Annotated in this window: 17 protein-coding genes and 1 pseudogene; 5 read left to right on the top strand and 13 right to left on the bottom strand. The window is 72.6% G+C overall.

The window, feature by feature from the left end:
* Positions 1 to 63: 63 nt before the first annotated feature.
* The 5 genes from rpmA to ABTZ03_RS02175 form a co-directional block, all read right to left on the bottom strand.
* Positions 64 to 321, bottom strand: a complete 258-nt coding sequence (rpmA, locus tag ABTZ03_RS02195) for a 50S ribosomal protein L27 (RefSeq protein ID WP_030058248.1) — start codon at positions 319 to 321, stop codon at positions 64 to 66.
* A 14-nt stretch (positions 322 to 335) separates the two neighbouring features.
* The gene (rplU, locus tag ABTZ03_RS02190) at positions 336 to 653 is read right to left on the bottom strand and encodes a 50S ribosomal protein L21 (protein WP_320440935.1); all 318 of its coding nucleotides are present in this window, start codon (positions 651 to 653) and stop codon (positions 336 to 338) included.
* A 230-nt stretch (positions 654 to 883) separates the two neighbouring features.
* Positions 884 to 4,393: an Rne/Rng family ribonuclease gene (locus ABTZ03_RS02185; RefSeq protein ID WP_350510939.1), complete on the bottom strand. Its 3,510-nt coding sequence runs from the start codon at positions 4,391 to 4,393 to the stop codon at positions 884 to 886.
* A 434-nt stretch (positions 4,394 to 4,827) separates the two neighbouring features.
* Positions 4,828 to 5,589, bottom strand: a complete 762-nt coding sequence (locus tag ABTZ03_RS02180; RefSeq protein ID WP_350510938.1) for a TIGR03936 family radical SAM-associated protein — start codon at positions 5,587 to 5,589, stop codon at positions 4,828 to 4,830.
* A gap of 224 nt (positions 5,590 to 5,813) precedes the next feature.
* On the bottom strand, positions 5,814 to 7,742 hold the full coding sequence (locus ABTZ03_RS02175; RefSeq protein WP_350510937.1) for a TIGR03960 family B12-binding radical SAM protein: 1,929 nt from the start codon (positions 7,740 to 7,742) through the stop codon (positions 5,814 to 5,816).
* A gap of 448 nt (positions 7,743 to 8,190) precedes the next feature.
* Here ABTZ03_RS02175 and ABTZ03_RS02170 point away from each other — a divergent pair.
* Both ABTZ03_RS02170 and ABTZ03_RS02165 read left to right on the top strand, forming a co-directional pair.
* Positions 8,191 to 8,532, top strand: a pseudogene (locus ABTZ03_RS02170) (M14 family zinc carboxypeptidase); the annotation flags it as partial.
* Positions 8,533 to 8,941: 409 nt separating this feature from the next.
* Entirely contained in the window at positions 8,942 to 9,499 is a 558-nt protein-coding gene (locus ABTZ03_RS02165) for a hypothetical protein (protein ID WP_350510936.1), read from the top strand.
* A gap of 160 nt (positions 9,500 to 9,659) precedes the next feature.
* Here ABTZ03_RS02165 and rodA read toward each other — a convergent pair whose 3' ends face one another.
* From rodA to folC, 8 genes are all read right to left on the bottom strand, one after another.
* Positions 9,660 to 10,859: a rod shape-determining protein RodA gene (rodA, locus tag ABTZ03_RS02160; protein ID WP_350510935.1), complete on the bottom strand. Its 1,200-nt coding sequence runs from the start codon at positions 10,857 to 10,859 to the stop codon at positions 9,660 to 9,662.
* Positions 10,856 to 13,258: a penicillin-binding protein 2 gene (gene mrdA, locus ABTZ03_RS02155; protein WP_350510934.1), complete on the bottom strand. Its 2,403-nt coding sequence runs from the start codon at positions 13,256 to 13,258 to the stop codon at positions 10,856 to 10,858. Before mrdA ends, rodA begins: the two co-directional genes overlap by 4 nt.
* Before the next feature lie 63 nt (positions 13,259 to 13,321).
* A complete protein-coding gene (gene mreD / locus ABTZ03_RS02150; RefSeq protein WP_350510933.1) occupies positions 13,322 to 13,963 on the bottom strand; it encodes a rod shape-determining protein MreD in 642 nt (213 codons plus the stop codon).
* Between the two features lie 3 nt (positions 13,964 to 13,966).
* A complete protein-coding gene (gene mreC, locus ABTZ03_RS02145) occupies positions 13,967 to 14,920 on the bottom strand; it encodes a rod shape-determining protein MreC (RefSeq protein WP_350510932.1) in 954 nt (317 codons plus the stop codon).
* A gap of 96 nt (positions 14,921 to 15,016) precedes the next feature.
* Positions 15,017 to 16,042: a rod shape-determining protein gene (locus ABTZ03_RS02140; RefSeq protein ID WP_350511201.1), complete on the bottom strand. Its 1,026-nt coding sequence runs from the start codon at positions 16,040 to 16,042 to the stop codon at positions 15,017 to 15,019.
* Positions 16,043 to 16,361: 319 nt separating this feature from the next.
* Positions 16,362 to 16,775 (bottom strand): nucleoside-diphosphate kinase, encoded by a 414-nt coding sequence (gene ndk / locus ABTZ03_RS02135; RefSeq protein WP_350510931.1) that lies wholly within the window; start codon positions 16,773 to 16,775, stop codon positions 16,362 to 16,364.
* Positions 16,776 to 16,865: 90 nt separating this feature from the next.
* On the bottom strand, positions 16,866 to 17,210 hold the full coding sequence (locus tag ABTZ03_RS02130; RefSeq protein WP_350510930.1) for a DUF4233 domain-containing protein: 345 nt from the start codon (positions 17,208 to 17,210) through the stop codon (positions 16,866 to 16,868).
* 1 nt (position 17,211) lies between these two features.
* Complete coding sequence (gene folC / locus ABTZ03_RS02125; RefSeq protein WP_350510929.1) at positions 17,212 to 18,603, bottom strand: bifunctional tetrahydrofolate synthase/dihydrofolate synthase; 1,392 nt, start codon at positions 18,601 to 18,603, stop codon at positions 17,212 to 17,214.
* Between the two features lie 321 nt (positions 18,604 to 18,924).
* Between folC and ABTZ03_RS02120 the strand changes: the two genes are divergently transcribed.
* The 3 genes from ABTZ03_RS02120 to ABTZ03_RS02110 all read left to right on the top strand — a co-directional run bounded on the left by ABTZ03_RS02120 (position 18,925) and on the right by ABTZ03_RS02110 (position 23,188).
* Entirely contained in the window at positions 18,925 to 20,268 is a 1,344-nt protein-coding gene (locus ABTZ03_RS02120; RefSeq protein WP_502894376.1) for an XrtP-associated glycosyltransferase, read from the top strand.
* A gap of 61 nt (positions 20,269 to 20,329) precedes the next feature.
* Positions 20,330 to 21,475 (top strand): non-hydrolyzing UDP-N-acetylglucosamine 2-epimerase, encoded by a 1,146-nt coding sequence (gene wecB / locus ABTZ03_RS02115; protein ID WP_350510927.1) that lies wholly within the window; start codon positions 20,330 to 20,332, stop codon positions 21,473 to 21,475.
* Positions 21,476 to 21,637: 162 nt separating this feature from the next.
* Positions 21,638 to 23,188 (top strand): chitinase, encoded by a 1,551-nt coding sequence (locus ABTZ03_RS02110; protein ID WP_350510926.1) that lies wholly within the window; start codon positions 21,638 to 21,640, stop codon positions 23,186 to 23,188.
* The last annotated feature ends 15 nt before the right edge of the window (positions 23,189 to 23,203 follow it).

Genomic DNA, 23,203 nt, shown 5'->3' with positions numbered 1-23,203 from the left:
ACCGGAACATTCCGGCCCACCCTTCGTTGTGAGTCGTCAGGCGACTCGTGAGTCCGCGGGGACTCAGGCCTCGACGGCCACGATGTTGACGACCTTGCGGCCGCGACGGTTGCCGAACTGCACCGCACCGGCGGTCAGCGCGAACAGGGTGTCGTCGCCACCACGGCCGACACCGGCACCCGGGTGGAAGTGGGTGCCGCGCTGGCGGACGAGGATCTCGCCGGCCGAGACGACCTGGCCACCGAAGCGCTTCACGCCAAGGCGCTGGGCGTTCGAGTCACGGCCGTTACGAGTAGAGCTTGCGCCCTTCTTGTGTGCCATTTTTCGCTATCCCCTTACTTGCTGACCGAGTCGATGCTGGTGATGCGCACCGCGGTGTGCTTCTGACGGTGACCCTGACGACGGCGGTAGCCGGTCTTGTTCTTGTAACGCAGGATGATGATCTTGTCACCCTTGGTCTGGTCGACCACCTCGGCGTGAGCCTTCACGCCGGCCAGGACCCACGGGTCGGAGGTGACGGCTTCACCGTCGACGACCAGGATGGTCGAGAGCTCCACCGAGTCACCCGGCTTGGCCTCGATACGGTCGATCTCCAGCACGTCGCCGACGGCGACCTTGTGCTGGCGGCCGCCTGCGCGAACGATCGCGTACATGCGGTACCTACTTTCCCAACTCGGTCGGAACTCCCGACGCCAGCCACCTGGGTACGGACACAGGAGCCTCTCCCCGTTCGCGCCGCGCAGGACGCGGAGTGCTCGGGAAGGTGATGTGCTCGGGAGCGCGGCGTAGACACGCCGATGGTCAAGAATACGGACCGGTCGCCCGTGGGGCAAACCGGCCCGTACGACCCGGGGCGGGAGGACTCCCGCCCCGGGCGTGGGCACTACTCCGCCGCCGTATCACCCTCGGCGGCCGCGGCCTTCTTGGCCGCCGCGCTCGTCCGCTTGGTCGCGGTCTTGCGGGCGGTGGTCTTCTTGGCCGCCGTGGTCGTCTTCTTGGCGGCGGTCTTCTTCGCGGCGGTCTTGCGGGCCGCCCGCTTCTTGGGGGCCGGGGCCTCCTCGGCGGCGGCCTCCTCCGCGGCGGGGGTCTCCTCGGCGGGAGCCTCCTGCGCGTCCGGGGTCTCCGCGACGACGGCCTCGGGCGCCGCCTCAGCGACGACCTCGGCAGCGGCCTCGGCGACCGGCTCGACGGCCGGGGCGGCGGCCGCCAGGGCCGCCTCCAGGGCCGCGTCGGCCTTCGCCTGCAGCACCACGATCTCGGCGGCCTGCGGCGCACCCGCCGGAGCGGTCGCCTTGCGCACCGCCCGGCGACGCGGCCGACCGGCCGGAGCGGCGGCCACCGGGGCCACCGGGGCCTCCACAGCCTCCGGCTCCACCGCCGGCACGGTCTCGACGACCGGCTCCTCGACGCCCGGGACCTCCAGGGCCAGCTGGCCCTCGATCTCCTCGCGCACCGGCTCGGCGGGCTCCGCGAACGCCTCGACGACGGCCTCGGCCACCGACGAACCGGCCTCGACGGCCTGCGGCTCCTCGTGGCCCGCGCCGCCCTTGCCCCGGCGCCGGCGCTTGCCGGCGCCCGGGCCCGCCTCGACCGCGGCGGCCGCCGGGGCGTGGACGTGGGCGCTCGGCTGCTCCATGTGGACGATCACACCGCGGCCGTTGCAGTGCACGCAGGCCTCGGAGAAGGACTCCAGCAGGCCTTGGCCGACCCGCTTGCGGGTCATCTGGACCAGGCCCAGCGAGGTGACCTCGGCCACCTGGTGCTTGGTCCGGTCCCGGCCCAGGCACTCCAGCAGACGGCGCAGCACCAGGTCGCGGTTGGACTCCAGCACCATGTCGATGAAGTCGATCACGATGATGCCGCCGAGGTCGCGCAGCCGCAGCTGGCGCACGATCTCCTCGGCCGCCTCGATGTTGTTCCGGGTGACCGTCTCCTCCAGGTTTCCGCCCTGGCCGACGAACTTCCCGGTGTTGACGTCGATGACGACCATCGCCTCGGTGCGGTCGATCACCAGCGAACCGCCGCTGGGCAGCCAGACCTTGCGGTCCAGCGCCTTCATCAGCTGCTCGTCGATCCGGTAGGTGGCGAACACGTCCACCTCGGAGGTCCACCGCTGGAGCCGCTCGGCGAGGTCCGGGGCCACGTTGGAGACGTACTCGTGGATGGTCTTCCACGCCTCGTCGCCGGAGACGATGACCTTGGTGAAGTCCTCGTTGAAGATGTCGCGGACGACCCGGACGGTCATGTCCGGCTCGCCGTACAGCAGCGCCGGAGCGTTGCCGGTGGCGGCCTTCTTCTGGATGTCCTCCCACTGCTGCTGGAGGCGCTGGACGTCCCGGGTCAGCTCCTCCTCGGAGGCACCCTCGGCGGCGGTGCGCACGATGACGCCCGCGTCGTCCGGGACGATCCGCTTGAGGATCTGCTTCAGGCGGGCGCGCTCGTTCTCGGGCAGCTTGCGCGAGATACCGGTCATCGAGCCCTCGGGCACGTACACCAGGTAGCGGCCGGGCAGCGAGATCTGGCTGGTCAGGCGGGCGCCCTTGTGGCCGATCGGGTCCTTGGAGACCTGCACCAGCACGGACTGGCCGGACTTCAGCACCGACTCGATCCGGCGCGGGCCACCGTGGCCGAGCGCACCGAAGTTGACCTCACCGGCGTACAGCACCGCGTTGCGGCCCTTGCCGATGTCGACGAAGGCGGCCTCCATCGACGGCAGCACGTTCTGGACCTTGCCCAGGTACACGTTGCCGACGTACGAGGTGGCCTGCTCCTTGTTGACGTAGTGCTCGACCAGCACGCCGTCCTCGAGCACGCCGATCTGGGTGCGCTGACCGTTCTGGCGCACCACCATGACGCGCTCGACCGACTCCCGGCGGGCCAGGAACTCGGCCTCGGTGATGATCGGCACCCGGCGGCGGCCCAGCTCGCGGCCCTCGCGGCGGCGCTGCTTCTTCGCCTCCAGACGGGTCGAGCCCTTGATGGACTGCACCTCGTCCGGGTCGAACGACGGCTCGGTGGAACGGCGGCGCGGCTCGCGCACCTTCACCACCGTGCGGACGCCGTCCTCGGTGGTCTCGGCGGTCTCGACGGCGCCGGCCTCACCGCTGCGGCGGCGACGACGGCGACGACGGCGGGACGAGGACAGGCCGGAGGCCAGGTCGTCGTCGTCCTCCTCGTCGTCCTCCTCGGCGGCGGCGACGACCCGGACCGGCTCCTCGGCGGGCTGCTCGACCTCGACGGCCTCGACGGCCTCGAACTCCTCGGCCTCGCCACGGCGACGGCGACGGCCGCCCCGACGGCGACGGCGGGACGGACGACCGTCCTCCCACTCGTCCTCGGTCTCCGGACCGGCGGCGGGGGCCTCCACGACGGGCGCCTCGACGGCCGGGGCCTCGACCACGACAGCGGCCTTGGCGGGCGCCTTGGCGGCGGCCTTGGCCGCGGCCTTGCCCTTCACCGGCGCCTCGGCGACCGGCTTGCGGCGACCGGCCTCGACCCGGGCGCGGACCCGGCGACGGCGGCCGACACCGCTGTACTCGTACTCGTCCTCCTCCGTACGCTCGGCCGCGGCCGCAGCCGGGACCGCAGCCGGGGCCGGGGCCTCGACCGGCGCCGGGGCGGCGGCGGGCTGCTGCGGCGCGGGCGCGGACGGCGCGACGTAGGCGGCAGGCTCCTGGAACACCGGGGCCTGGAAGACCGCGGTGGCCGGGCGGACGGCGCGGCGGCGCACCCGGTGGTGCGGCTCGGCCTCGGCGACCGGCGCGGGGGCGGCGGCCGGGGCGGCGACCTCGACGGCCTCCTCCTCGGCGGGCTCCTCCTCGACGGCGGGCTCCTCGGCCACCGGCTCCTCGACCGGGGCCTCGACCACCGGCGCGGCCTCGACCACGCGACGGCGGCGCGGGCGGCGGGCCGGGGCGGCCGGGGCCTCCTCGGCCACCGGCTCGGCGGCGGGGGCCTCGACCGGAGCGGCGGCCTCGACCACCGGCTCCTCGACCGGGGCCTCGGCCTTCTTGCGGGTCCGACGGGCCCGGACGGGCTTCTCCGCCTTCTCCTCGGCCTTCGGCTCCTCGGCCGCCGGCGCGGTGACCACGATCGCGGTCTCCTCCGGGGCACCGGCCGGGGCCTCGGCACGCTTGCGGGTCCGGCGGGCCCGGACCGGCTTCTCGGCCGCCGGGGCCGACTCGGCGGGCGCCTCGGCCGCGACGGCCGGCGTCTCGACCGGGACGACCGTCTCGGCCGCCTCGACGGCCGCACCCTGCGGGGTGCCCGCCGGGCGGGACACCGCCCGGCGACGACGGCGCGGCGGCGCGGCGGACGCGCCCTCGCCACCGGTCACGGCGGTCCCGTTCTGTTCCGTGGCCGCAGTCTGCTGCGGATCGGTGTTATCGAGCATGCGGGTGGATCTCCCGTCAGGCCCCCGGGCTCCGCATCCGGGCACGGCACTGCGTCAGTGGACGGCCGGCATCGTGACGATGCGCGGGCCGGACCCTTTGACGGTGCCGCCGCGCGGACGCGAGGCCGCACAGGGGCTCGTAGTCTCGCTCGGCGCCCCGCGTTCGGCGGGGTGTCGAAAGTCTTCTGGTCTGACCAGTCTTCTGAGGTTTTCCCAAGCTGAGCCGTCCCCCAACCCCGGGTGGCTCCCGGAAGGGGTCCCGGGCCACCGACCGTCCTGGTCGGCGGGCCCCGAGTGGCGGGCCTGTGCTGCGACGACGCTCGCTCCCCTGGGGAGCCGCGGGAACCCTGGAGGACCGTCGGGTCCAGTGAGGCACTGGACCCGGCCTCCGCCCACTAGGCGGACGCGGTAGCGCGCGGTCCGGCAGCCGTTTCTCAGCCGGCCGGGGCCGCGGCGCGGTCGAGCGCCAGCGGGTCGGTCACCGTGCCGGACTCCTCGTCGAGCGGCCCCTGCGCCAGCCTGGTCACCTCTGCGGGGACCGGCGGCGCCAGGTCGGCCGTCGCACGGAGACCGGACAATACGTCGTCGGGTCGTACGGCGGGTGTGGCGTGTCGTACTACCAGGCGCAGTATCGCACAGGGACGGCCGGTCCGAACATCGCGGTCCGTTCCGGCCGCCGTGTCCGCACCGCCGTCGACCTGCGACTCGACGGCCTCCAGCGCCGCCACCGCACCGCGCGCGTCGAAGACCCGCACGCCGTTCTTGGTCCGGCGCTCGACCTCGACCGTCTCCTCGGCGAGGAACCTGCGGACCGCCTCGGCCGCCTCGACCGGCTCCACGCCGTCCAGGCGCAACAGCCACTCGGAGGCCTCCAGGCGCTCCACGAAGTTCGGGGTCCGGACCTCGACGGCGTCGATCACGTCCAGGCCCGCCGGCAGCGACTCGTCCAGCTGCGCCCGCAACTGCTCCGGGTCGCGCTCGGCGGCCAGGCCGATCTCCAGGTACTCCGCCTCGCTCGCCACCCCGGTCGGGGCCGCGTTGGCGTAGGACACCTTCGGGTGCGGGGTGAAGCCGGCCGAGTAGGCCATCGGAACGGCGGACCGGCGCAGGGCGCGCTCGAAGGCGCGCTGGAAGTCACGGTGGCTGGTGAAGCGGAGCCGGCCGCGCTTGGTGTAGCGGAGACGAATCCGCTGCACCGTCGGCGCGGGCGGCGGACCGTCGGGCGTACGGCGTGCCAGGGTCGCTCAGTCCTTAGTCAGTTCTTCCCGTCCGGCGCGGCGTGAACCCGCCACTGTCCGGACTCTGTCACCCCAAAGGGTACGCGCCCCGCCACCCCGCCCGCTCCGCCCCTGCTCAGCCCCGACGCCAGACCCCCGCCCGGAACACTCCGGACGGGGGTCGAAGGCACCTGCGGCGCCGACTACTTGTTGACGACCGTCAACGGCAGCATCTTCTTGCCGGTCGGCCCGACCTGGATCTGGGTGTCCATCTGGGGACACACCCCGCAGTCGAAGCACGGCGTCCAGCGGCAGTCGTCGACCTCGACCTCCTCCAGGGCGTCCTGCCAGTCCTCCCACAGCCAGTCCTTGTCGAGGCCGCTGTCCAGGTGGTCCCAGGGCAGCACCTCCTCGTAGGAGCGCTCGCGGGTGGTGTACCAGTCGACGTCGACCCCGGTGCCGGCCAGGCCCTTGTCGGCGCAGGCCATCCAGCGGTCGTAGGAGAAGTACTCGCGCCAGCCGTCGAAGCGGCCGCCGTCCTCGTAGACCGCGCGGATGATCGCGCCGACCCGGCGGTCACCGCGGGAGAGCAGGCCCTCGACGATGCCCGGCTTGCCGTCGTGGTAGCGGTAGCCGATGTTCTTGCCGTACTTGCGGTCGCCCCGGATGGAGTCGCGCAGCTTGGCCAGACGGGCGTCGGTGGCCTCGGCGGACAGCTGCGGAGCCCACTGGAACGGGGTGTGCGGCTTGGGCACGAACCCGCCGATGGAGACGGTGCAGCGGATGTCGTTCTGGCCGGTGACCTCGCGGCCCTTCTGGATGACGTTCTTCGCCATCTCGCCGATCTGGAGCACGTCCTCGTCGGTCTCGGTGGGCAGGCCGCACATGAAGTACAGCTTCACCTGGCGCCAGCCGTTGCCGTAGGCGGTGGCGACGGTGCGGATCAGGTCCTCCTCCGACACCATCTTGTTGATCACCTTGCGCATCCGCTCACTGCCGCCCTCGGGGGCGAAGGTGAGCCCGGAGCGGCGCCCGTTGCGGGACAGCTCGTTGGCGAGGTCGATGTTGAAGGCGTCGACGCGGGTGGACGGCAGCGACAGGCCGATCTTGTCCTCGGTGTAGCGGTCGGCCAGCCCCTTGGCGATGTCGCCGATCTCGGTGTGGTCGGCACTGGACAGCGACAGCAGGCCGACCTCCTCGAAGCCGGTCGCCTTGAGCCCGCGGTCGACCATCTCGCCGATGCCGGTGATGCTTCGCTCCCGCACGGGGCGCGTGATCATGCCGGCCTGGCAGAAGCGGCAGCCGCGGGTACAGCCGCGGAAGATCTCCACGGACATCCGCTCGTGCACCGTCTCCGCCAGCGGGACCAGCGGCTGCTTGGGGTACGGCCACTCGTCGAGGTCCATCACGGTGTGCTTGGACACCCGCCACGGCACGCCCGGGGCGTTCGGCACGACGCGGGCGATCCGGCCGTCGGCCAGGTACTCCACGTCGTAGAACCTCGGGACGTACACCCCGCCGGTGCGCGCCAGCCGCAGCAGCAGCTCGTCGCGCCCGCCCGGGCGGCCCTCGGCCTTCCAGGCCCGGATGATCGTGGTGATGTCGAGGACGGCCTGCTCGCCGTCGCCGATCACCGCGCAGTCCAGGAAGTCCGCGATCGGCTCCGGGTTGAAGGCCGCGTGGCCGCCGGCCAGGACGATCGGGTCCTCGTCGGTGCGGTTCTTGGCCTCCAGCGGGATGCCGGCCAGTTCGAGCGCGGTCAGCATGTTGGTGTAGCCGAGCTCGGTGGAGAACGACAGGCCGAACACGTCGAAGGCCTTGACCGGGCGGTGGGCGTCCACGGTGAACTGCGGGACGTCGTGCTCGCGCATCAGCGCTTCGAGGTCCGGCCAGACGCTGTAGGTGCGCTCGGCCAGCACGCCCTCGCGCTCGTTCAGCACCTCGTACAGGATCATGACGCCCTGGTTCGGCAGGCCGACCTCGTAGGCGTCGGGGTACATCAGCGCCCAACGGACGTCGCAGGCGTCCCAGTCCTTGACGGTCGAGTTGAGCTCGCCGCCGACGTACTGGATCGGCTTCTGGACGTGCGGGAGGAGGGCCTCCAGGCGTGGGAAGACCGATTCGACAGTCATGTACTAGGAACCCTTACGACGTGATTCGGTGCCGCGAGTCGACACGGGAGGGGTGACCCTCAAGGGTAGCCCAATCCGCGGAACGGCCGGTCCGGGCACCGGCGCCCGCCCGCGCGCCCCGGGGCGTTCCGCCCCCGTCGGTGACCGCCCCGGCACGCGCGGTGCGCGCCCGCCGGCCGGGTCAGTCCGCCGTTGACACGCCCGGACGGCCCGTGCGGTACTGACAGGGCCCTGCCCAAGGCCCTGCACCCCTTCCGGAGACGGGAGTTGGGTCGTACGCTCGGCCAACGCCGATCCCCCGGCGGCCCGCTCGCCCCAGCACCACGCCACCCGTCCCCGCGCGGCCCCCTCCCCCGGCCCCGCAGAGCCCGTCCCCGGCCCGCAGGCCGCGTCCGGCGTGCGGCCCGCCCGCGCCCCGTCGGCCGTGCGACCGGTCGCAAGGAGAACCATGACCGACACCGGTCGGCGGGTCCGGCCCCTGGCCCTGCGGCCCCCCGACGTCCGGCCGGCCCGCTACCCGACCCCGGCGCAGGCCGAGTCCGCGGCCCGCCGGCTCGCCCTGCGCCACCCGGACCGCTGCCGGCTGCGCGAGGTCGGCCGCTCCCGGGCCGGGCGCCCGCTGCTGCTGCTCTCGGTGGACCGCGGGCCGCGGGCCGCGCTGGTGGTCGGCGGCCCCCACCCCAACGAGCCGATCGGCACCGCCGCCGCCGTCCGGCTGGCCGAGGTGCTGCTGGAGCGCCCGGCCCGGCCGGGGCTGTCCTGGCACCTGCTGCTCTGCCTGGACCCGGACGGCGCCGCGCTCAACGCGGGCTGGCTGGACGGCCCGCTCACCATGCGCCGCCACTACGAGCACTTCTTCCGCCCCGCCTTCGAGGAGCAGCCCGAGCTGCTGCCCGGTCCCGGCTCGGCCCGCCCGCCGATGCCGGAGAGCCTGGCGCTGACCGGGCTGATCGACGAGCTGCGCCCGTTCCTGCAGTGCTCGCTGCACGGAGTGGACTTCGGCGGCGCCTTCGTCCAGTTGACCGGTCCGGTGCCGGGTCTGGCCGAGCGCTTCGCCCGCTCCGCCGACCGGGCCGGCATCCCGCTCGACGTGGACTCCTACGACGCCGTCGGCTGGACCAGCCCCGCGCCCGGTACCTACCTGATGCCGGCGCCGGGCAGCCCCGGCACCTCCCGGGCGCTGCCGGACGAGCCCGAGCTTGTCCACCTGGTCCTACCCGGCCCGGTACGGCGCGGTGACCGCCGTCCTGGAGGTCCCGATGTGGGCGGTGGACGCGGTCGGCGACGCCCGCACCCATCCGTCCGGCCTGCGGGCGGTCGGCGCGGCCGCCCGCGACCTCACCGCCCGCACCGAGGAGCTCAGCACGCTGCTCGCCAGGGTCCCGGCGCAGGCCCGGGCGGAGCACGGCCCGCTGCTGCGCACCGCCGAGTTCAACCTGTCGGTGGCGCCGCGGGTCGCCGCCGAGTGGCTGGAGCTGTGGTGCTCCGGGCCGCTGAGCGCCTCCCGGGCGACCACGGCCGGGCTGGTCGCCGCCCGGCTGCCGCTGCGGGTCGCCTCGATCCTGCTGCGGCTGCTCGCCGACGCCCGCGGCCCGGCCGCCGAGGCCGCCCGCGAGCGGGCCCGCACCGTCGTCGCGGACAGCCTGGACCGGCTGCGGCACCGCTTCGGCGCCCGCTGGGTGCCGGTCCAGGAGCAGCTGGCGCACCAGACCCGGGCGATCCTCACCGCCGCCGACTGCCTGCTGCAGCCGGTCTGACGCATCGTCAACTCCCGTGTACAGCACGGCAAAGGGCCGGTCCGGGGAACTCCCTCGAACCGGCCCTGGCCGTCGAACGCTCAAGTCAGCCGTCGAACGCTCACGTCGCCCGTCGAACGCTCACGTCGCCCGTCGAACGCTCACGTCGCCCGTCGAACGCTCAGGCCGCTATCGGCCGCTGGCTGCGCACCGCCTGGAGCAGCCCGATGCCGATCCAGACCGCGAACATCGAGGAACCGCCGTAGGAGACGAACGGCAGCGGGATGCCCGCGACGGGCATGATGCCCAGGCACATCCCTATGTTCTCGAAGGCCTGGAAGGAGAACCAGGCGATCACCCCGGCCGCCACGATCGTCCCGTACAGGTCGGTCGCCTGGCGGGCGATCCGGCAGGCCCGCCAGAGGATCACGCCGACCAGCGCGATGATCGCCAGCGCCCCGACGAAGCCCAGTTCCTCACCCGCGACGGTGAACACGAAGTCGGTCTGCTGCTCCGGCACGAACTGCCCGACGGTCTGCGTCCCGTGGAACAGCCCCTTGCCGGTGAGCCCGCCCGAGCCGATCGCGATCCGGGCCTGGGCGGTGTTGTAGCCGACGCCGTTGGGGTCGAGCTGCGGGTTGGCGAAGGCGGCGAAGCGGTCGATCTGGTACTGGCTCAGCAGGCCGAGCTTCCAGATCGCGATGCTCCCGCCGACGCCGAGCGCCAGGATCCCGAGCACCCAGCGGTTGGCCGCGCCGGAGCCGAGCAGGATGCCCAGCACGATCGCGGACATCACCATGACCGACCCGGCGTCCGGCATCAGCAGCACCAGGCCCATCGGCAGGCCGGCCCAGAGCAGTCCCCGGAACACCGCCCGGTGCGAGGGGAACTCCCGCTCCCCCGCGTCCACCTGGTCCGAGAGCACGACCGCCATCGAGAGCAGGATGGCGATCTTCGCGAACTCGGCGGGCTGGACGGAGAAGCCGCCGCCGAGCTGGATCCACGAGTGGGCGCCGTTGACGGTCGAGCCGAGCGGGCTGAGCGTCGCCAGCAGCAGCAGGAGCACGCCGACGTAGACGAAGGGCACCAGGGTGCGGACCCGCCGGGCTCCTATCGCTATCACCACGGCGCACAGCACCAGGCCGATCACGAAGTTCGTCAGGTGCCGGTAGAGGAAGTACTGCGGGTCCCCGTGGGTGAGGTTGTCGCGCCCGCGGGTGGCCGACCAGACCAGCAGCGAGCTGCCGAGCGAGAGGGCCAGCCCGGCCAGCAGCAGTATCCAGTCCAGCCGCCAGATCGGGGAGTCCTTGGCCAGGGCCTTGGAGACCCCGCTGCGCTGCGGGCTGAGCCTCAGCTGCCGGTACGAGCCGTAGGAGGTCATGCCCGTCCCCTTCCCTGGCGGTTCGGTTCGAGCGCGGCGTCGACGGCGGTGTACCAGGCCGGGCTGTCGGCCGGTGGCGCCGGGTCGAGGAAGGTCGGCGACGAGCCGAGGGCGGTCGGCACCGGGCCGGTGGGATCCGGTGCCGGGACGAGGGCGGTCGTCGCCGGTTCGCCGTCGGCCCGGAGGTCGACGGGCGTCTGCAGCGCCTGCGCGGAGGCGGCGTCCAGCAGCGCCGGGGCCGCGGTGGCCGGGGCCGCGGTGGAGGCGCCCTGCGCCGGGGCGGCGTCGTAGGAGGCCGGCTTGATGATCGCGGTGCCGTCCGGGTTGAACTTCGGCAGGTCGCCCTGCGGGGTGGGCAGCAGCGCCTTGCTGTTGTCGATGTTGCCCTTGTCGTCGACGCCGTACAGCGCCTGGTAGATCCGGCGGACGGCGTCGCCGGAGCCGCCGGAGCCGGTGCCGCCCTGGCTGATCGTCATGACGACGGCGTAGTCCTTGCTGTACGTGGTCAGCCAGGAGGTGGTCTGCTTGCCCTCGACCTCGGCGGTGCCGGTCTTGGCGTGCAGCTCGATCTTGTTCTGCGGCCAGCCGGCGCCGGAGAACTTCCAGGCGGCGGTGCCGCTGGTGATGACGCCGGCGGTGGCCTGGTCGATGTAGCTGAGCAGCTTCTGGCTGCCGGGGAACTTGGCGTCCTCGTGCGGGGCGATGTCGCGGACGAGGTCACCGCTGGGGCTTATCACGGCCTTGGCGATGGTCGGCCGGTAGAAGGTGCCGCCGTTGGCCAGCGCCGAGTAGATCCGGGCCATCTGGACCGGGGTGACCAGGGTGTCGCCCTGGCCGATCGCGAAGTTGACGGCGTCACCGGCGCGCATCTGGTAGCCGTCGACGCAGTTCTCCTTGGCGATCTGGTCGGAGAAGCTGTTGCCGCCCTTCTGCGCCTGCGCGCACCAGGCGTCCTTGTTGTTGTCGTAGAAGGACTGCTTCCACTGCCGGTCCGGCACCCGGCCGGGGACCTCGGCCGGCAGGTCGATGCCGGTCTTGGCGCCGAGGCCGAACTGGTGGGCGGTGTTGAAGAAGAAGTCCCCCGGGTCCTTCTTCGGCTTGATGCCGCCGTCCTTCATCCACTGGTCGTACGCCAGGCCGTAGAAGACGGTGTCGCAGGAGACCTCCAGCGCCTTCTCCAGGGAGATGGAGCCGAAGTTCTCGCTCTCGAAGTTCTTGAACTCGCGGCCGCCGATGGTCAGGCTCTTGGGGCACGGGTAGGTGCCGTCCAGCGAGTAGCCGGCCTCGACGGCGGCGGTGGTGGAGACGACCTTGAAGGTCGAGCCGGGGGCGGACTGACCCTGTATGGCCCGGTTGAGCAGCGGGAAGTTGGAGTCCTTGCTGGTCAGCGACTGGTAGTCCTTGCCGCTGATGCCGCCGACCCAGAGGTTGGGGTCGTAGGTCGGGGCGCTGGCCATCGCGACGATCCGGCCGGTGTGCACGTCCATCACGACGGCGGCGCCGGAGTCGGCCTCGTAGTTGCGGTTGGTGACCTTGTCGAAGGTGTTCCGGGCGTCGGCCATGGCCTGCGCCAGGTTGTCCTCGGTGACCTTCTGGACCCGGGCGTCGATGCTGGTGACCAGGTTGTTGCCGGTCTGCGGGGCGACCGTCCCGGCGGTGCCGATCACCCGGCCGAGGTTGTCCACCTCCAGCTTGGTGATGCCGGCGGTGCCGCGCAGGTCGCGGTCGTACACCGACTCCAGGCCGGCCCGGCCGATCTGGTCGGCCGGCAGGTAGCGGTCCAGGCCGCTCTTGTCGGCGGTCTTGCTGACCTCGTCGTCGGTGACCGGCGAGAGGTAGCCGAGCACCTGGGCCAGGTTGGCGCCCTCGGCGCCGGTGTAGCGGCGGACGGCGGTGGGCTGCGCGGTGACTCCGGGGAAGTCCTCGCGGCGCTCCATTATCTGCATCGCCTGCTGGGTGGTCGCCTCCTTGGTGACCGGGATCGGCTGGTAGGGAGAACCGTTCCAGCAGGGCTGCGGGGTCTTGGCGTCGCAGAGCCGGACCTTCTCCTGCACGTCCTTGGCGGGCATCCCGAGGACGTCGGCCAGTCGGCCCAGCACCCCCTTGCCGCCGTCCTTCTGCTGGAGCAGCGAGGTGCGGCTGACGGAGACCACCAGCCGGGCCTCGTTGCCGGCCAGGATCCGCCCGGAGGCGTCCAGGATCTCGCCGCGGACGGCCGGTTCGACCACCTCGCGGATGTGGTTGCCGGTCGCCTTGGCGGTGTACTCCTTGGCGTTGCGGATCTGCAGGTACCACAGCCGTCCGCCGAGGGTGGCGAGCAGCGACAGCACCAGGATCTGCAGCACCACCAGACGGATCGTCACCCGCCGGGTACGGCCGGTCTCGGGGATGTTGCTCACGTCTCGTGCGCTCCAGGGGTGCGGGAGGGTCGGGAAGACTGGGGACCCGGGCGGGCCGACGGGCTACGGGCGCCGGGCGAAGCCGGGCACGCGCCGCTTCTTGTAGGACGGGCCGCTGGAGACGTCGCGTGTGGTGCGGTAGCGGGCCAGCGAGCCCAGCCCGGGGCCGCCCTCGTCGTCGTCGCTGGCGGCGGTGACCGGGTCGCGTCCGAAGCGGCGGCCGAGCAGCATCACCAGCGGCACCACGAACGGGGCCAGCAGCAGGTCGTAGAGCAGCGCACTGATCACCAGGCCGCCGAGGCCGACGTGCCGGGCCGCGGTGTCGCCGACCAGGGCGCCGACCATCGCGTACAGCAGGGTGGAGGCGATCGCCGCGGCGCCGACCACCAGCAGCGCGCTGGAGACGGAGCGCTGGCGGCCGTGGTCGGGGCGCAGCAGTCCGGCGGCGTAGCCCATCAGGCAGAGCACCAGGGCGTAGCGGCCGATCGCGTGGTCGGAGGGCGGTGCGAGGTCGGCCAGCAGGCCGGCCGAGAAGCCGACCAGGCAGCCGCCGCTGGGCCCGTAGACCATGGCCAGGCCGACCACGACGAGCAGCAGTATGTCCGGGGTGGCTCCCGGGAGCTGGAGCCGGCCGAAGACGCTGACCTGGAGGATCAGGCCGAGCAGGATCAGGCCGGCGGAGACGGGGATGCGGGCGAGGCGCATGGCTCAGTTCCCCCCAGTGGGCTTGGCGGGCGGGGCGGCGGGCGCGGAGCCCTGCGGCTGGGCGGGGGCGGCCGGGGCCTGGCTCTGCCCCGGGGTGGGGGCGGGCGGCAGCACGGCGTCGCGCGGGTCGGTGCGCGGCGGCACGACCACCACGCCGACCAGGTCCAGCCGGGTGAACTGGACGAAGGGCTCGACCAGGACGGTCTTGGTCAGCTGGCCGGCGTTGGCCTGGACCTCGGTGACCTTGCCGACCGGGACGCCGGGCACGAAGGGACGGCCGCTCTGCGAGCCGAAGGTGACCAGCCGGTCGCCGGCCTTGACCTGTGCCTTGCCGTTGAGCAGGGAGACCTTCATCGGGCTGTCGCCGCCCCCGGAGGCGAAGCCGATCTCGCCGCTGCCCTCCAGCCGGGTGCCGGCCGAGAAGCCGGGGTCGGAGGCGAGCAGCACGGTGGCGGTGGTCGGGGCGACGGTAGTGATCCGGCCGACCAGGCCCTGGCCGTTGATGACCGTCATGTCGCGGGTGAGGCCGTCGTCGCTGCCGGCGTCGATGGTGATGGTCCAGGAGAAGCCCTGGGCCGGGCCGATGGCGATGACCTGGGCGGCCTTGACGGTGTATCCGCCGGCGCCGGCCGTGCGCAGCAGGTCGTCCAGTTGCTTGGTGCGCCCGGCGGCCATGTCGGAGGCGGCCAGCTTCTGCCGCAGTTCGGTGTTCTCGCGGGCGAGTTGGTCGGTGCGGCCGTTGTCGGTGGCGGCGTCGCGGAAGGCGCGGACGGTGTTGGCGACCGGGTCGACGACGGTGGCGGCGCCGCGCTCGACCGGGCCGAGGGCGCTGGCCGCCGCGTGCCGGGCCGGGCCGAGCGGGGAGTCCTCACCGCCCTTGATGTCCACGGTGATCAGCGCGAAGGCGACGGCCACCAGCAGGATGAGCAGCAGCCGGCTCTCTCGTGTGTCCCTCACGGTGCTGGTACTGCCCCTTCGTACCTGGCGGCCGCCCGGGGCTGTGGGGCCCGGGCGGCGGCCCGTTCAGTTGACTGTCGGATTGTCGTCGTGGTGCTAACGGCGCGGTGAGGCGTCCAGTACCTGCTGGAGGGCCTCGAACTCCTCGACGCACTTGCCGGAGCCGAGCGCGACGGAGTCGAGCGGGTTCTCGGCGATGTGGATCGGCATGCCGGTCTCGCGGCGCAGCCGCTCGTCCAGGCCGCGCAGCAGGGCGCCGCCGCCGGTGAGCACGATGCCGCGGTCCATGACGTCGCCGGCCAGCTCGGGCGGGCACTGGTCGAGGGTGGTCTTGACCGCGTCGATGATCGAGTTGACCGGCTCGTCGATGGCGGCACGGACCTCGGCGGCGGAGATCACCACGGTCTTGGGCAGGCCGCTGACCAGGTCGCGGCCGCGGATCTCGGCGTGCTCGTCCTTCTCGCCCTCCATGCCGTAGGCGCTGCCGATGCTCATCTTGATCTGCTCGGCGCTGCGCTCACCGAGGAGGAGGGAGTACTCCTTCTTGATGTGCTGGACGATCGCGTTGTCCAGCTCGTCGCCGGCCACCCGGATGGACTGGGCGGTGACGATGCCGCCGAGGGAGATGACGGCGACCTCGGTGGTGCCGCCGCCGATGTCGACGACCATGTTGCCGGTGGCCTCGTGGACGGGCAGTCCGGCGCCGATCGCGGCGGCCATCGGCTCCTCGATGATGTGCACCTGGCGCGCGCCGGCCTGCGAGGAGGCCTCGATGACGGCGCGGCGCTCGACCCCGGTGATGCCGGAGGGCACGCAGACCACGACCCGCGGGCGGGCGAGGTAGCGGCGGCGGTGGATCTTGAGGATGAAGTAGCGCAGCATCCGCTCGGTGATCTCGAAGTCGGCGATCACGCCGTCCTTGAGCGGGCGGATGGCGACGATGTTGCCGGGCGTGCGGCCGATCATCTTCTTGGCCTCGGCGCCGACGGCGAGGATCCCGCCGGTGTTGGTGTTGACCGCGACGACGGACGGCTCGTTGAGGACGATCCCCTTGCCCCTGACGTACACCAGCGTGTTGGCTGTTCCGAGGTCGATCGCCAAGTCGCGGCCGATGAACGACAGGTTGCTCGCCATGGGGTGTGGGTGCCTTCCCGGGCTCGGAGTTCTTGGGGGTGGACGGATGCGCGCGCCCACGCTTGGGCGGAGACCAGCTGAGCTGCCTTACCGGGCCCTTGAGTCGCGTCCATCGTAGTCACGCCGCACCGCACGGACGTCGACGCGGGGCATACCGTCCATTGTCCGGAGCGTGATCGCTTCTCCGAGGATTGGGACGCCGTGTCGGCGTTCCCAGTTCCCTATTTCACGATAAGAATGCCCCGGCCGGGCCAATGGTCCCGACCGGGGCGGTACGAACGTCCTGCCGGGCGTGTCGCCCGTCAGGTCAGGCGTTCGCGGGGAAGAAGATCTTGATCTCGCGCTCGGCGGACTCCGGGGAGTCGGAGGCGTGGATCAGGTTCTCGCGGGTGATGGTCGCGTAGTCGCCGCGGATGGTGCCGGAGCCGGCCTCCAGCGGGTTGGTGGCGCCGGCCAGCATGCGGATGCCCTTCACGACCTCCTCGCCCTCGACGATCATCGCGATCGACGGGCCGGAGGTCATGAACTCCATCAGCGGCTCGTAGAACGGGCGGCCGACGTGCTCGGCGTAGTGGGTCTCCAGGGTCTCCCGGTCGAAGGTGCGCAGCTCGACGGCGGTCAGCCGCCAGCCGGCCTTGCGCTCGATGCGGCTGATGATCTCGCCCGCCAGGCCGCGGCGGACGGCGTCGGGCTTGAGCAGGACGAGAGTGCGCTGGGACACGGTGCGTCTCCTGGGGATTTGGTGCGGCATGCGGTATGGGGCAGAGGTTACCTTGCGTGAACGACCGGTCGGTTCCGCAGACCCCCGCCGTCAGACGGCCGGTGCCTCGGCGGCCGCGCGGGCGGCCTTGAACGCGTCCACCTTGCGGCCGTAGTGCACCGAGCACCACCACAGGCCGGCGAAGACCACGCCGAGGCCGAACATGGTCGGCAGGACGAAGCCGCTGGCGATCAGGCCGATCTGCAGCGCCCAGCCGATCTGCACCGCGCCGGGGCGGTTGATCATGCCGCAGAGCGCGATGCACAGCGCCATCGCGATGCCGCTGACGATCCACACCGTGGCCGTCGAGACGCTGGAGAGCTGCATCGCGACCAGCGCCGCGAAGAGCACCAGCAGCGCCTCGCCGATCAGCGTCGAGGAACAGAGCGTCCTCATGTCACTTCCTCCCGAGCAGCAGGCGGGCCTCGCCCACCGTGATGACCGAACCGGTGACCAGCACCCCGGCGCCGCCGAGGTCGCCCTCCTCCTCGGCCAGGGTGACGGCGGCGGCGATGGCGTCGTCGAGCCGGGGCTCGACCTGCACCCGGTCGTCGCCGAAGACCTCGACGGCGAGGGCCGCGAGCGCGTCCACGTCCATCGCGCGGTGGGTGGAGTTCTGGGTGATGACGACCTCGGCCAGGATCGGCTCGAAGGCCTCCAGCAGGCCGGCCACGTCCTTGTCCCCCGAGGTGCCGATCACGCCGACCAGCCGGGTGAAGCCGAAGGACTCGGAGAGCGCGGCGACGGTGGCCCGGGCGCCGTGCGGGTTGTGCGCGGCGTCCAGGATGATCGTGGGGCTGCGGCGGACGACCTCCAGGCGGCCCGGCGAGGAGACGCCGGAGAAGGCCTGGCGGATCTTGTCGGCGTCCAGCTGGCCGCCGCGGGCGCCGCCGACGCCGAAGAAGGCCTCGACCGCGGCCAGGGCGAGCGCCGCGTTGTGCGCCTGGTGCTCGCCGTGCAGCGGGATGAAGACGTCCTCGTACTCCTCGCCGCCGAGTCCGCGCAGCGTCACCAGCTGGCCGCCGATGGCGAGCTCACGGCGGATCACGCCGAACTCCATGCCCTCGCGGGCGACCGTGGCGTCCACCTCGACGGCCCGGCGCAGGATGACCTCGGCGGCGTCCAGCTGCTGCTGGGCGACCACGGCGACGGCGCCGGACTTGATGATCCCGGACTTCTCGACCGCGATCTCGCCGGTGGTCTCCCCCAGCTTGTCGGTGTGGTCCAGCCCGATCGGGGTGATCACGGCCACCGCGGAGTCGATGACGTTGGTGGCGTCCCAGGAGCCGCCCATGCCGACCTCGACCACCGCGACGTCCACCGGGGCGTCGGCGAAGGCGGCATAGGCCATGCCGGTCAGCACCTCGAAGAAGGACATCGGGACGGGCTGCGCGGCGTCGACCATCTGCACGTAGGGCTCGATGTCGCGGTAGACCTCGACGAAGCGCTCCGGGCTGATCGGGGCGCCGTCCAGGCTGATCCGCTCGGTGACGGTCTCCACGTGCGGGCTGGTGTAGCGCCCGGTGCGCAGCTCGAAGGCGTTGAGCAGCTGCTCGATCATCCGGGCGGTGGAGGTCTTGCCGTTGGTGCCGGTGATGTGGATGGACGGGAAGGCCCGCTGGGGCTGGCCCAGGATGTCCATCAGCGCCTCGATCCGGTCGAGCGAGGGCTCCAGCTTGTTCTCCGGCCAGCGCTTGGCGAGCTCCAGCTCGACGTCGCGCAGGGTGTCGCCGGTGTCGCCGTCGGCGGGGCGGAGGGTGTACGGATTCGGGTCGGCCTTGTCGCTCACGACCACAGTCTACGGAGCGTCGGCGGTTCGTCCTCACGGGGTGACGGCGGGGGTGGCGGCGGGGATGGCGGCCGGGTCGCCCCCGGAGTGAGAACGACCACTTTGCCCCGACTTTGCCATGATCACCTAGTTTTATCCCTTTACTATCTTTTCGGCGATCTGAACCGCAATGAAGCATCGATTCGCAACCAAAAGGAGCCAAACACCTTTGTTCACAAGGAGTGCTGCCCCATGCCCGACGCCCTGCACGACTGGTTCGTGCTCCGCCAGGACGCCGTCGTCTGGTTCGCCGGACTGATCTCCCTGGCACTCGTCGGCTACATGGCCTTCGTCTTCGGACGCTTCCTCGTGTACTGGGCCGGCTCCCGCCACGCCTTCCGGCACAACCGCCCCGCCCACCCCGGCGACCCCGCCGCCCTCCAGTGGCACCTGGTCATCCCCTGCCGCGACGAGGAGGCCGTGGTCACCCAGACCCTGGACGGCCTGCGCGCCGCCGCGCCCGAGGCCCACCTGTGGGTGATCGACGACGACAGCGAGGACGCCACCCGCGAGCTGGTCCTCGCCGCCGCGACCCGCGACCCCCGGGTCCACCTCGTCCAGCGCCGCCGCCCGCACGCCCGGATCGGCAAGGGCGCCGCGCTCAACGCCGCCTACCGGGAGATCTCCGCCTGGCTGCCCGAGTCCACCGACCGCTCCCGGGTGGTGATCGGCGTGGTCGACGCCGACGGACAGCTCGACCCGGGCACCCTCGGCCAGGTCTGCAACCCCAAGGCGCTCGGCCGCCCCGACACCGGCGCCGTGCAGATCGGCGTCCGGATGCGCAACGCCGACGACGAGCGCCCGCTGCCCGGCCGCGGCCGCACCGCCAACGCCCTCGCCCGCGCCCTGGTCCGGATGCAGGACGTCGAGTTCCAGGCCAACAACGCCGGCATGCAGCTGCTGCGCCGCCGCACCGGCAGCGTCGGCCTCGGCGGCAACGGCCAGTTCATCCGGCTCACCGCCCTCGACTCGCTCACCGCCGAGGAGGGCCGGGCCGGCCGCCCTTGGCCCGAGCGCGCCCTGCTGGAGGACTACGAGTCCGGCCTCGACCTGCGACTGGCCGGCTGGCGGCTCACCCACGTCACCGAGACCAGCGTCTCCCAGGAGGGCCTGATCTCGCTGCGCCGCTTCCTCACCCAGCGCACCCGCTGGGCCCAGGGCAACATGCAGTGCCTGCGCTACACCGGCCGGGTGCTGCGCTCCCCGCACTACACGGCCGCCGGCAAGGCCGAGGTGATGTACACCTTCCTCCAGCCCGTGGTCTGCGTGCTGCTGGTGCTGCTCCTCCCGCTCTCGCTCGCCATCACCACCGCCGGGCTGGTGCTCTTCCCGGCCGAGACCGCCGAGTTCCAGCTCCGCTGGGGCCCGTGGATGCTGCTGGCCTTCGCGCTGGCCACGCTGCCGATGGTGTTCTGGGGCTTCGCCTACCGCAAGGCCGTCCACCCGGACCGCAGCCGGCTCACCGGGCTGCTCTGGGGCGTCCTGGTCTGGCTCTACGCCTACCACCTCTTCGTGGTCGCCACCCGGGCCGCCGTCCGGCTGGTGCTCGGCCGCAACGGCTGGGCCAAGACCCGGCGCAACGCCGAGAAGGTCGCCGTCGGCGCCCCCACCGCGCTCGAATCCTGAACCGCCCCGCCCCCGCCCCCGCCGCCGTCACCTTCCGCCGCCGCCCCACCGGAGCCTCCCCATGAGCATGTGCCTGCCCCCGAACAGCGTCGCCGTCGTCCTCGGCACCCGCCCCGAGCTGGTCAAGCTCGCCCCGCTGATCCACGAACTCGGCGACGCCACCCGGCTGGTGCACACCGGCCAGCACTGGGACGAGGCGATGTCCGGCCGCTTCCTGCGCGACCTCGACCTGCCGGAGCCCGAGCTGCTCACCGGCGTCGGCGGCCGCCCCCGGGCCGGCCAGATCGCCCAGTCCCTCGGCCAGCTGGACGCCGCCTTCGCGGAGGACCGCCCGGCCGCCGTCGTGGTCCAGGGCGACACCAACGCCACCCTCGCCGGGGCGCTGGCCGCCAACGCCCGGGAGATCCCGCTGGTGCACGTCGAGGCCGGGCTGCGCAGCTACGACCGGGCGATGCCCGAGGAGCACAACCGGGTGATGGTCGACCACGTCGCCGACCTGCTCTGCGCCGCCACCGAGGACAACGTCGCCAACCTGCGCGCCGAGTCCCTCGACGGCGACCGGATCGAGCTCACCGGCAACACCGTCGTCGAGGTGGTCCGCCGCCAGCTGCCGGACGCGTCCACCCGTGCCGCACTGCTCGCCGCGCACGGCCTGCGCCCGGACGGCTACGTGCTGGCGACCGTGCACCGCCCGGAGAATACCGACACCGCCGAGGCGCTCGGCGCGGTGCTGGCCGAGCTGGACCGGATCGCCCGGGCCGGCACCCCGGTGCTGTTCCCGATGCACCCGCGCACCCGCGCCGCCGTCGGGCGCTTCGGGCTGGACGGCCTGCTGGAGCGCCTCGCCGTCACCGAACCGGTCGGCTACGGCGACTTCCTGGGCCTGGCGAGCCACGCCGCGCTGCTGGTCTCCGACTCCGGCGGGGTGCAGGAGGAGTGCACCGTGCTCGGCCGCCCGCTGCTGGTGGTGCGCCGCTCCACCGAGCGCCCGGAGGCGGTGGACGCCGGCTTCGCCGCCCTGGTGCAGCCCGGCGAGGAGCTGGGCGCACTGGCCCGCGACTGGCTGTCCGACACCCCCGAGCGGCTGGCCCGGCTCGGCGCCACCCCGAGCCCGTACGGGGACGGCCTGGCCTCGGCCCGGATCGCCGGGCTGACCGCCGAGCTGACCGGTCGCGGCCCGGCCCAGGCGCTGCCGCAGGCCGCGTAGGGCCTCTTGACAGCCGGATTGGTCTACTCCACCTTGTGAGGCAAGTCCCCTTTCCCACCAGGGACTTGAGTTGTCGGTAGCTCCCGTAAGCGCACCATCGACACCCCGGACGGCATCACCCCCACCCCGTGCCGCCGGGCCTCCCCCACAGGAGCTGGAGTCATGCCACCTGCCCGCCACCGGCGCCCGCGCGCCGTCCACCCCCTGCTCGCCGGAGCGAGCGCGGTCGTCCTCGGCCTCGGCGCGCTCGCCGTGGCCGACGGCACCGGCGCGCACGCCGCCGACACCGAACTGATCACCAACGGCGGCTTCGAGACCGGGAACCTGTCCGGCTGGACCTGCTCGAACGGCACGGTCGAGAGCACCACCGTCCACTCCGGCGGCTACGCCCTGCAGTCCACCCCCGGCGGCTCCGACACCGGCGAGTGCACCCAGACCGTCGCCGTCCTGCCCTCCTCGACGTACACCCTGAGCTCCTGGGTGCAGGGCTCGTACGTCTACCTGGGTGCCCGGGGCACCGGCGGCACGGACCCGAGCACCTGGACCCCGGGCGGCAGCGGCTGGAGCCGGCTGAGCACCGGCTTCACCACCGGCCCGAACACCACCGGCGTCACCGTCTACCTGCACGGCTGGTACGGGCAGCCGGCCTTCCTCGCCGACGACGTCTCGCTGCTCGGGCCCGGCGGCCCGCAGCCCTCGCAGAGCCCCAGCCCGACGGCCACCGACACCGGCAGCCCCTCGCCCACCGGCAGCCCCACCGGCACCCCGACCGGCACCCCGACCGGAAGCCCCACCGGCACCCCGACCAGGCCGCCGGGCCTGCCCAAGCACGTCCTCACCGGCTACTGGCAGGACTTCGACAACGGCGCCACCCCGCAGCGGATCAGCGACGTCCCGGACGCCTACGACATCATCGCGGTCTCCTTCGCCGACGCCACCGCCACCCGCGGCGGCCTCTCCTTCACCCTCGACCCCGCGCTGTCCGCCAAGCTCGGCGGCTACACCGACGCCCAATTCAAGGCCGACATCGCGGCCAAGCGGGCGGCCGGAAAGCGCGTGGTGCTCTCGATCGGCGGCCAGAACGGCACGGTGTGGGTGGGCGATCCGGCCTCCGCCGCCGCCTTCACCGACACCGCCTGGGCACTGATGCAGAGTTACGGTTTCGACGGGATCGACATCGACCTGGAGAACGGCATCGACTCCACCTACATGGCGCAGGCGCTGCATTCCCTGGCCGCGAAGGCGGGCAGCGGATTCACCCTCACCATGGCGCCGCAGACCATCGACATGCAGTCGACCGGGATGGAGTACTTCAAACTGGCGCTGAACGTGCGGGACGTCCTCACCATCGTCAACATGCAGTACTACAACTCCGGCGCGATGAACGGCTGCGACGGCAACGTCTACGCGCAGGGCACCGAGAACTTCCTCACCGCGCTGGCCTGCATCCAGCTCAAGGGCGGGCTGCGGCCCGACCAGGTCGGCCTCGGGGTGCCGGCCTCCACCGCCGCGGCGGGCGGCGGCTACGTCGACCCGGGCACCGTGGACAACGCGCTGGACTGCCTGGCCACCGGCACCAACTGCGGCAGCTACCGGCCGGACACCACCTGGCCCGGCATCGGCGGGGCGATGACCTGGTCCACCAACTGGGACGCCGCCGCGGGCAATCCGGTCGCGGGCACCATCGGCGCCCACCTGCACGCGATGAACTGAGCACGCCCCCGGGCC

Origin of the sequence: Kitasatospora sp. NPDC096077 (assembly GCF_040303245.1) — a bacterium.
Lineage (GTDB): Bacteria > Actinomycetota > Actinomycetes > Streptomycetales > Streptomycetaceae > Kitasatospora.
This window is presented reverse-complemented; position numbering and strand designations above follow the sequence as displayed.

Coding starts and splice junctions, on each gene's coding strand:
- rpmA (WP_030058248.1), bottom strand. CDS start 321: ATGGCACACAAGAAGGGCGCAAGCTCTACTCGTAACGGCCGTGACTCG.
- rplU (WP_320440935.1), bottom strand. CDS start 653: ATGTACGCGATCGTTCGCGCAGGCGGCCGCCAGCACAAGGTCGCCGTC.
- ABTZ03_RS02185 (WP_350510939.1), bottom strand. CDS start 4,393: ATGCTCGATAACACCGATCCGCAGCAGACTGCGGCCACGGAACAGAAC.
- ABTZ03_RS02175 (WP_350510937.1), bottom strand. CDS start 7,742: ATGACTGTCGAATCGGTCTTCCCACGCCTGGAGGCCCTCCTCCCGCAC.
- rodA (WP_350510935.1), bottom strand. CDS start 10,859: ATGACCTCCTACGGCTCGTACCGGCAGCTGAGGCTCAGCCCGCAGCGC.
- mreD (WP_350510933.1), bottom strand. CDS start 13,963: ATGCGCCTCGCCCGCATCCCCGTCTCCGCCGGCCTGATCCTGCTCGGC.
- ABTZ03_RS02130 (WP_350510930.1), bottom strand. CDS start 17,210: ATGAGGACGCTCTGTTCCTCGACGCTGATCGGCGAGGCGCTGCTGGTG.
- ABTZ03_RS02120 (WP_502894376.1), top strand. CDS start 18,925: ATGGCCTTCGTCTTCGGACGCTTCCTCGTGTACTGGGCCGGCTCCCGC.
- wecB (WP_350510927.1), top strand. CDS start 20,330: ATGAGCATGTGCCTGCCCCCGAACAGCGTCGCCGTCGTCCTCGGCACC.
- ABTZ03_RS02110 (WP_350510926.1), top strand. CDS start 21,638: ATGCCACCTGCCCGCCACCGGCGCCCGCGCGCCGTCCACCCCCTGCTC.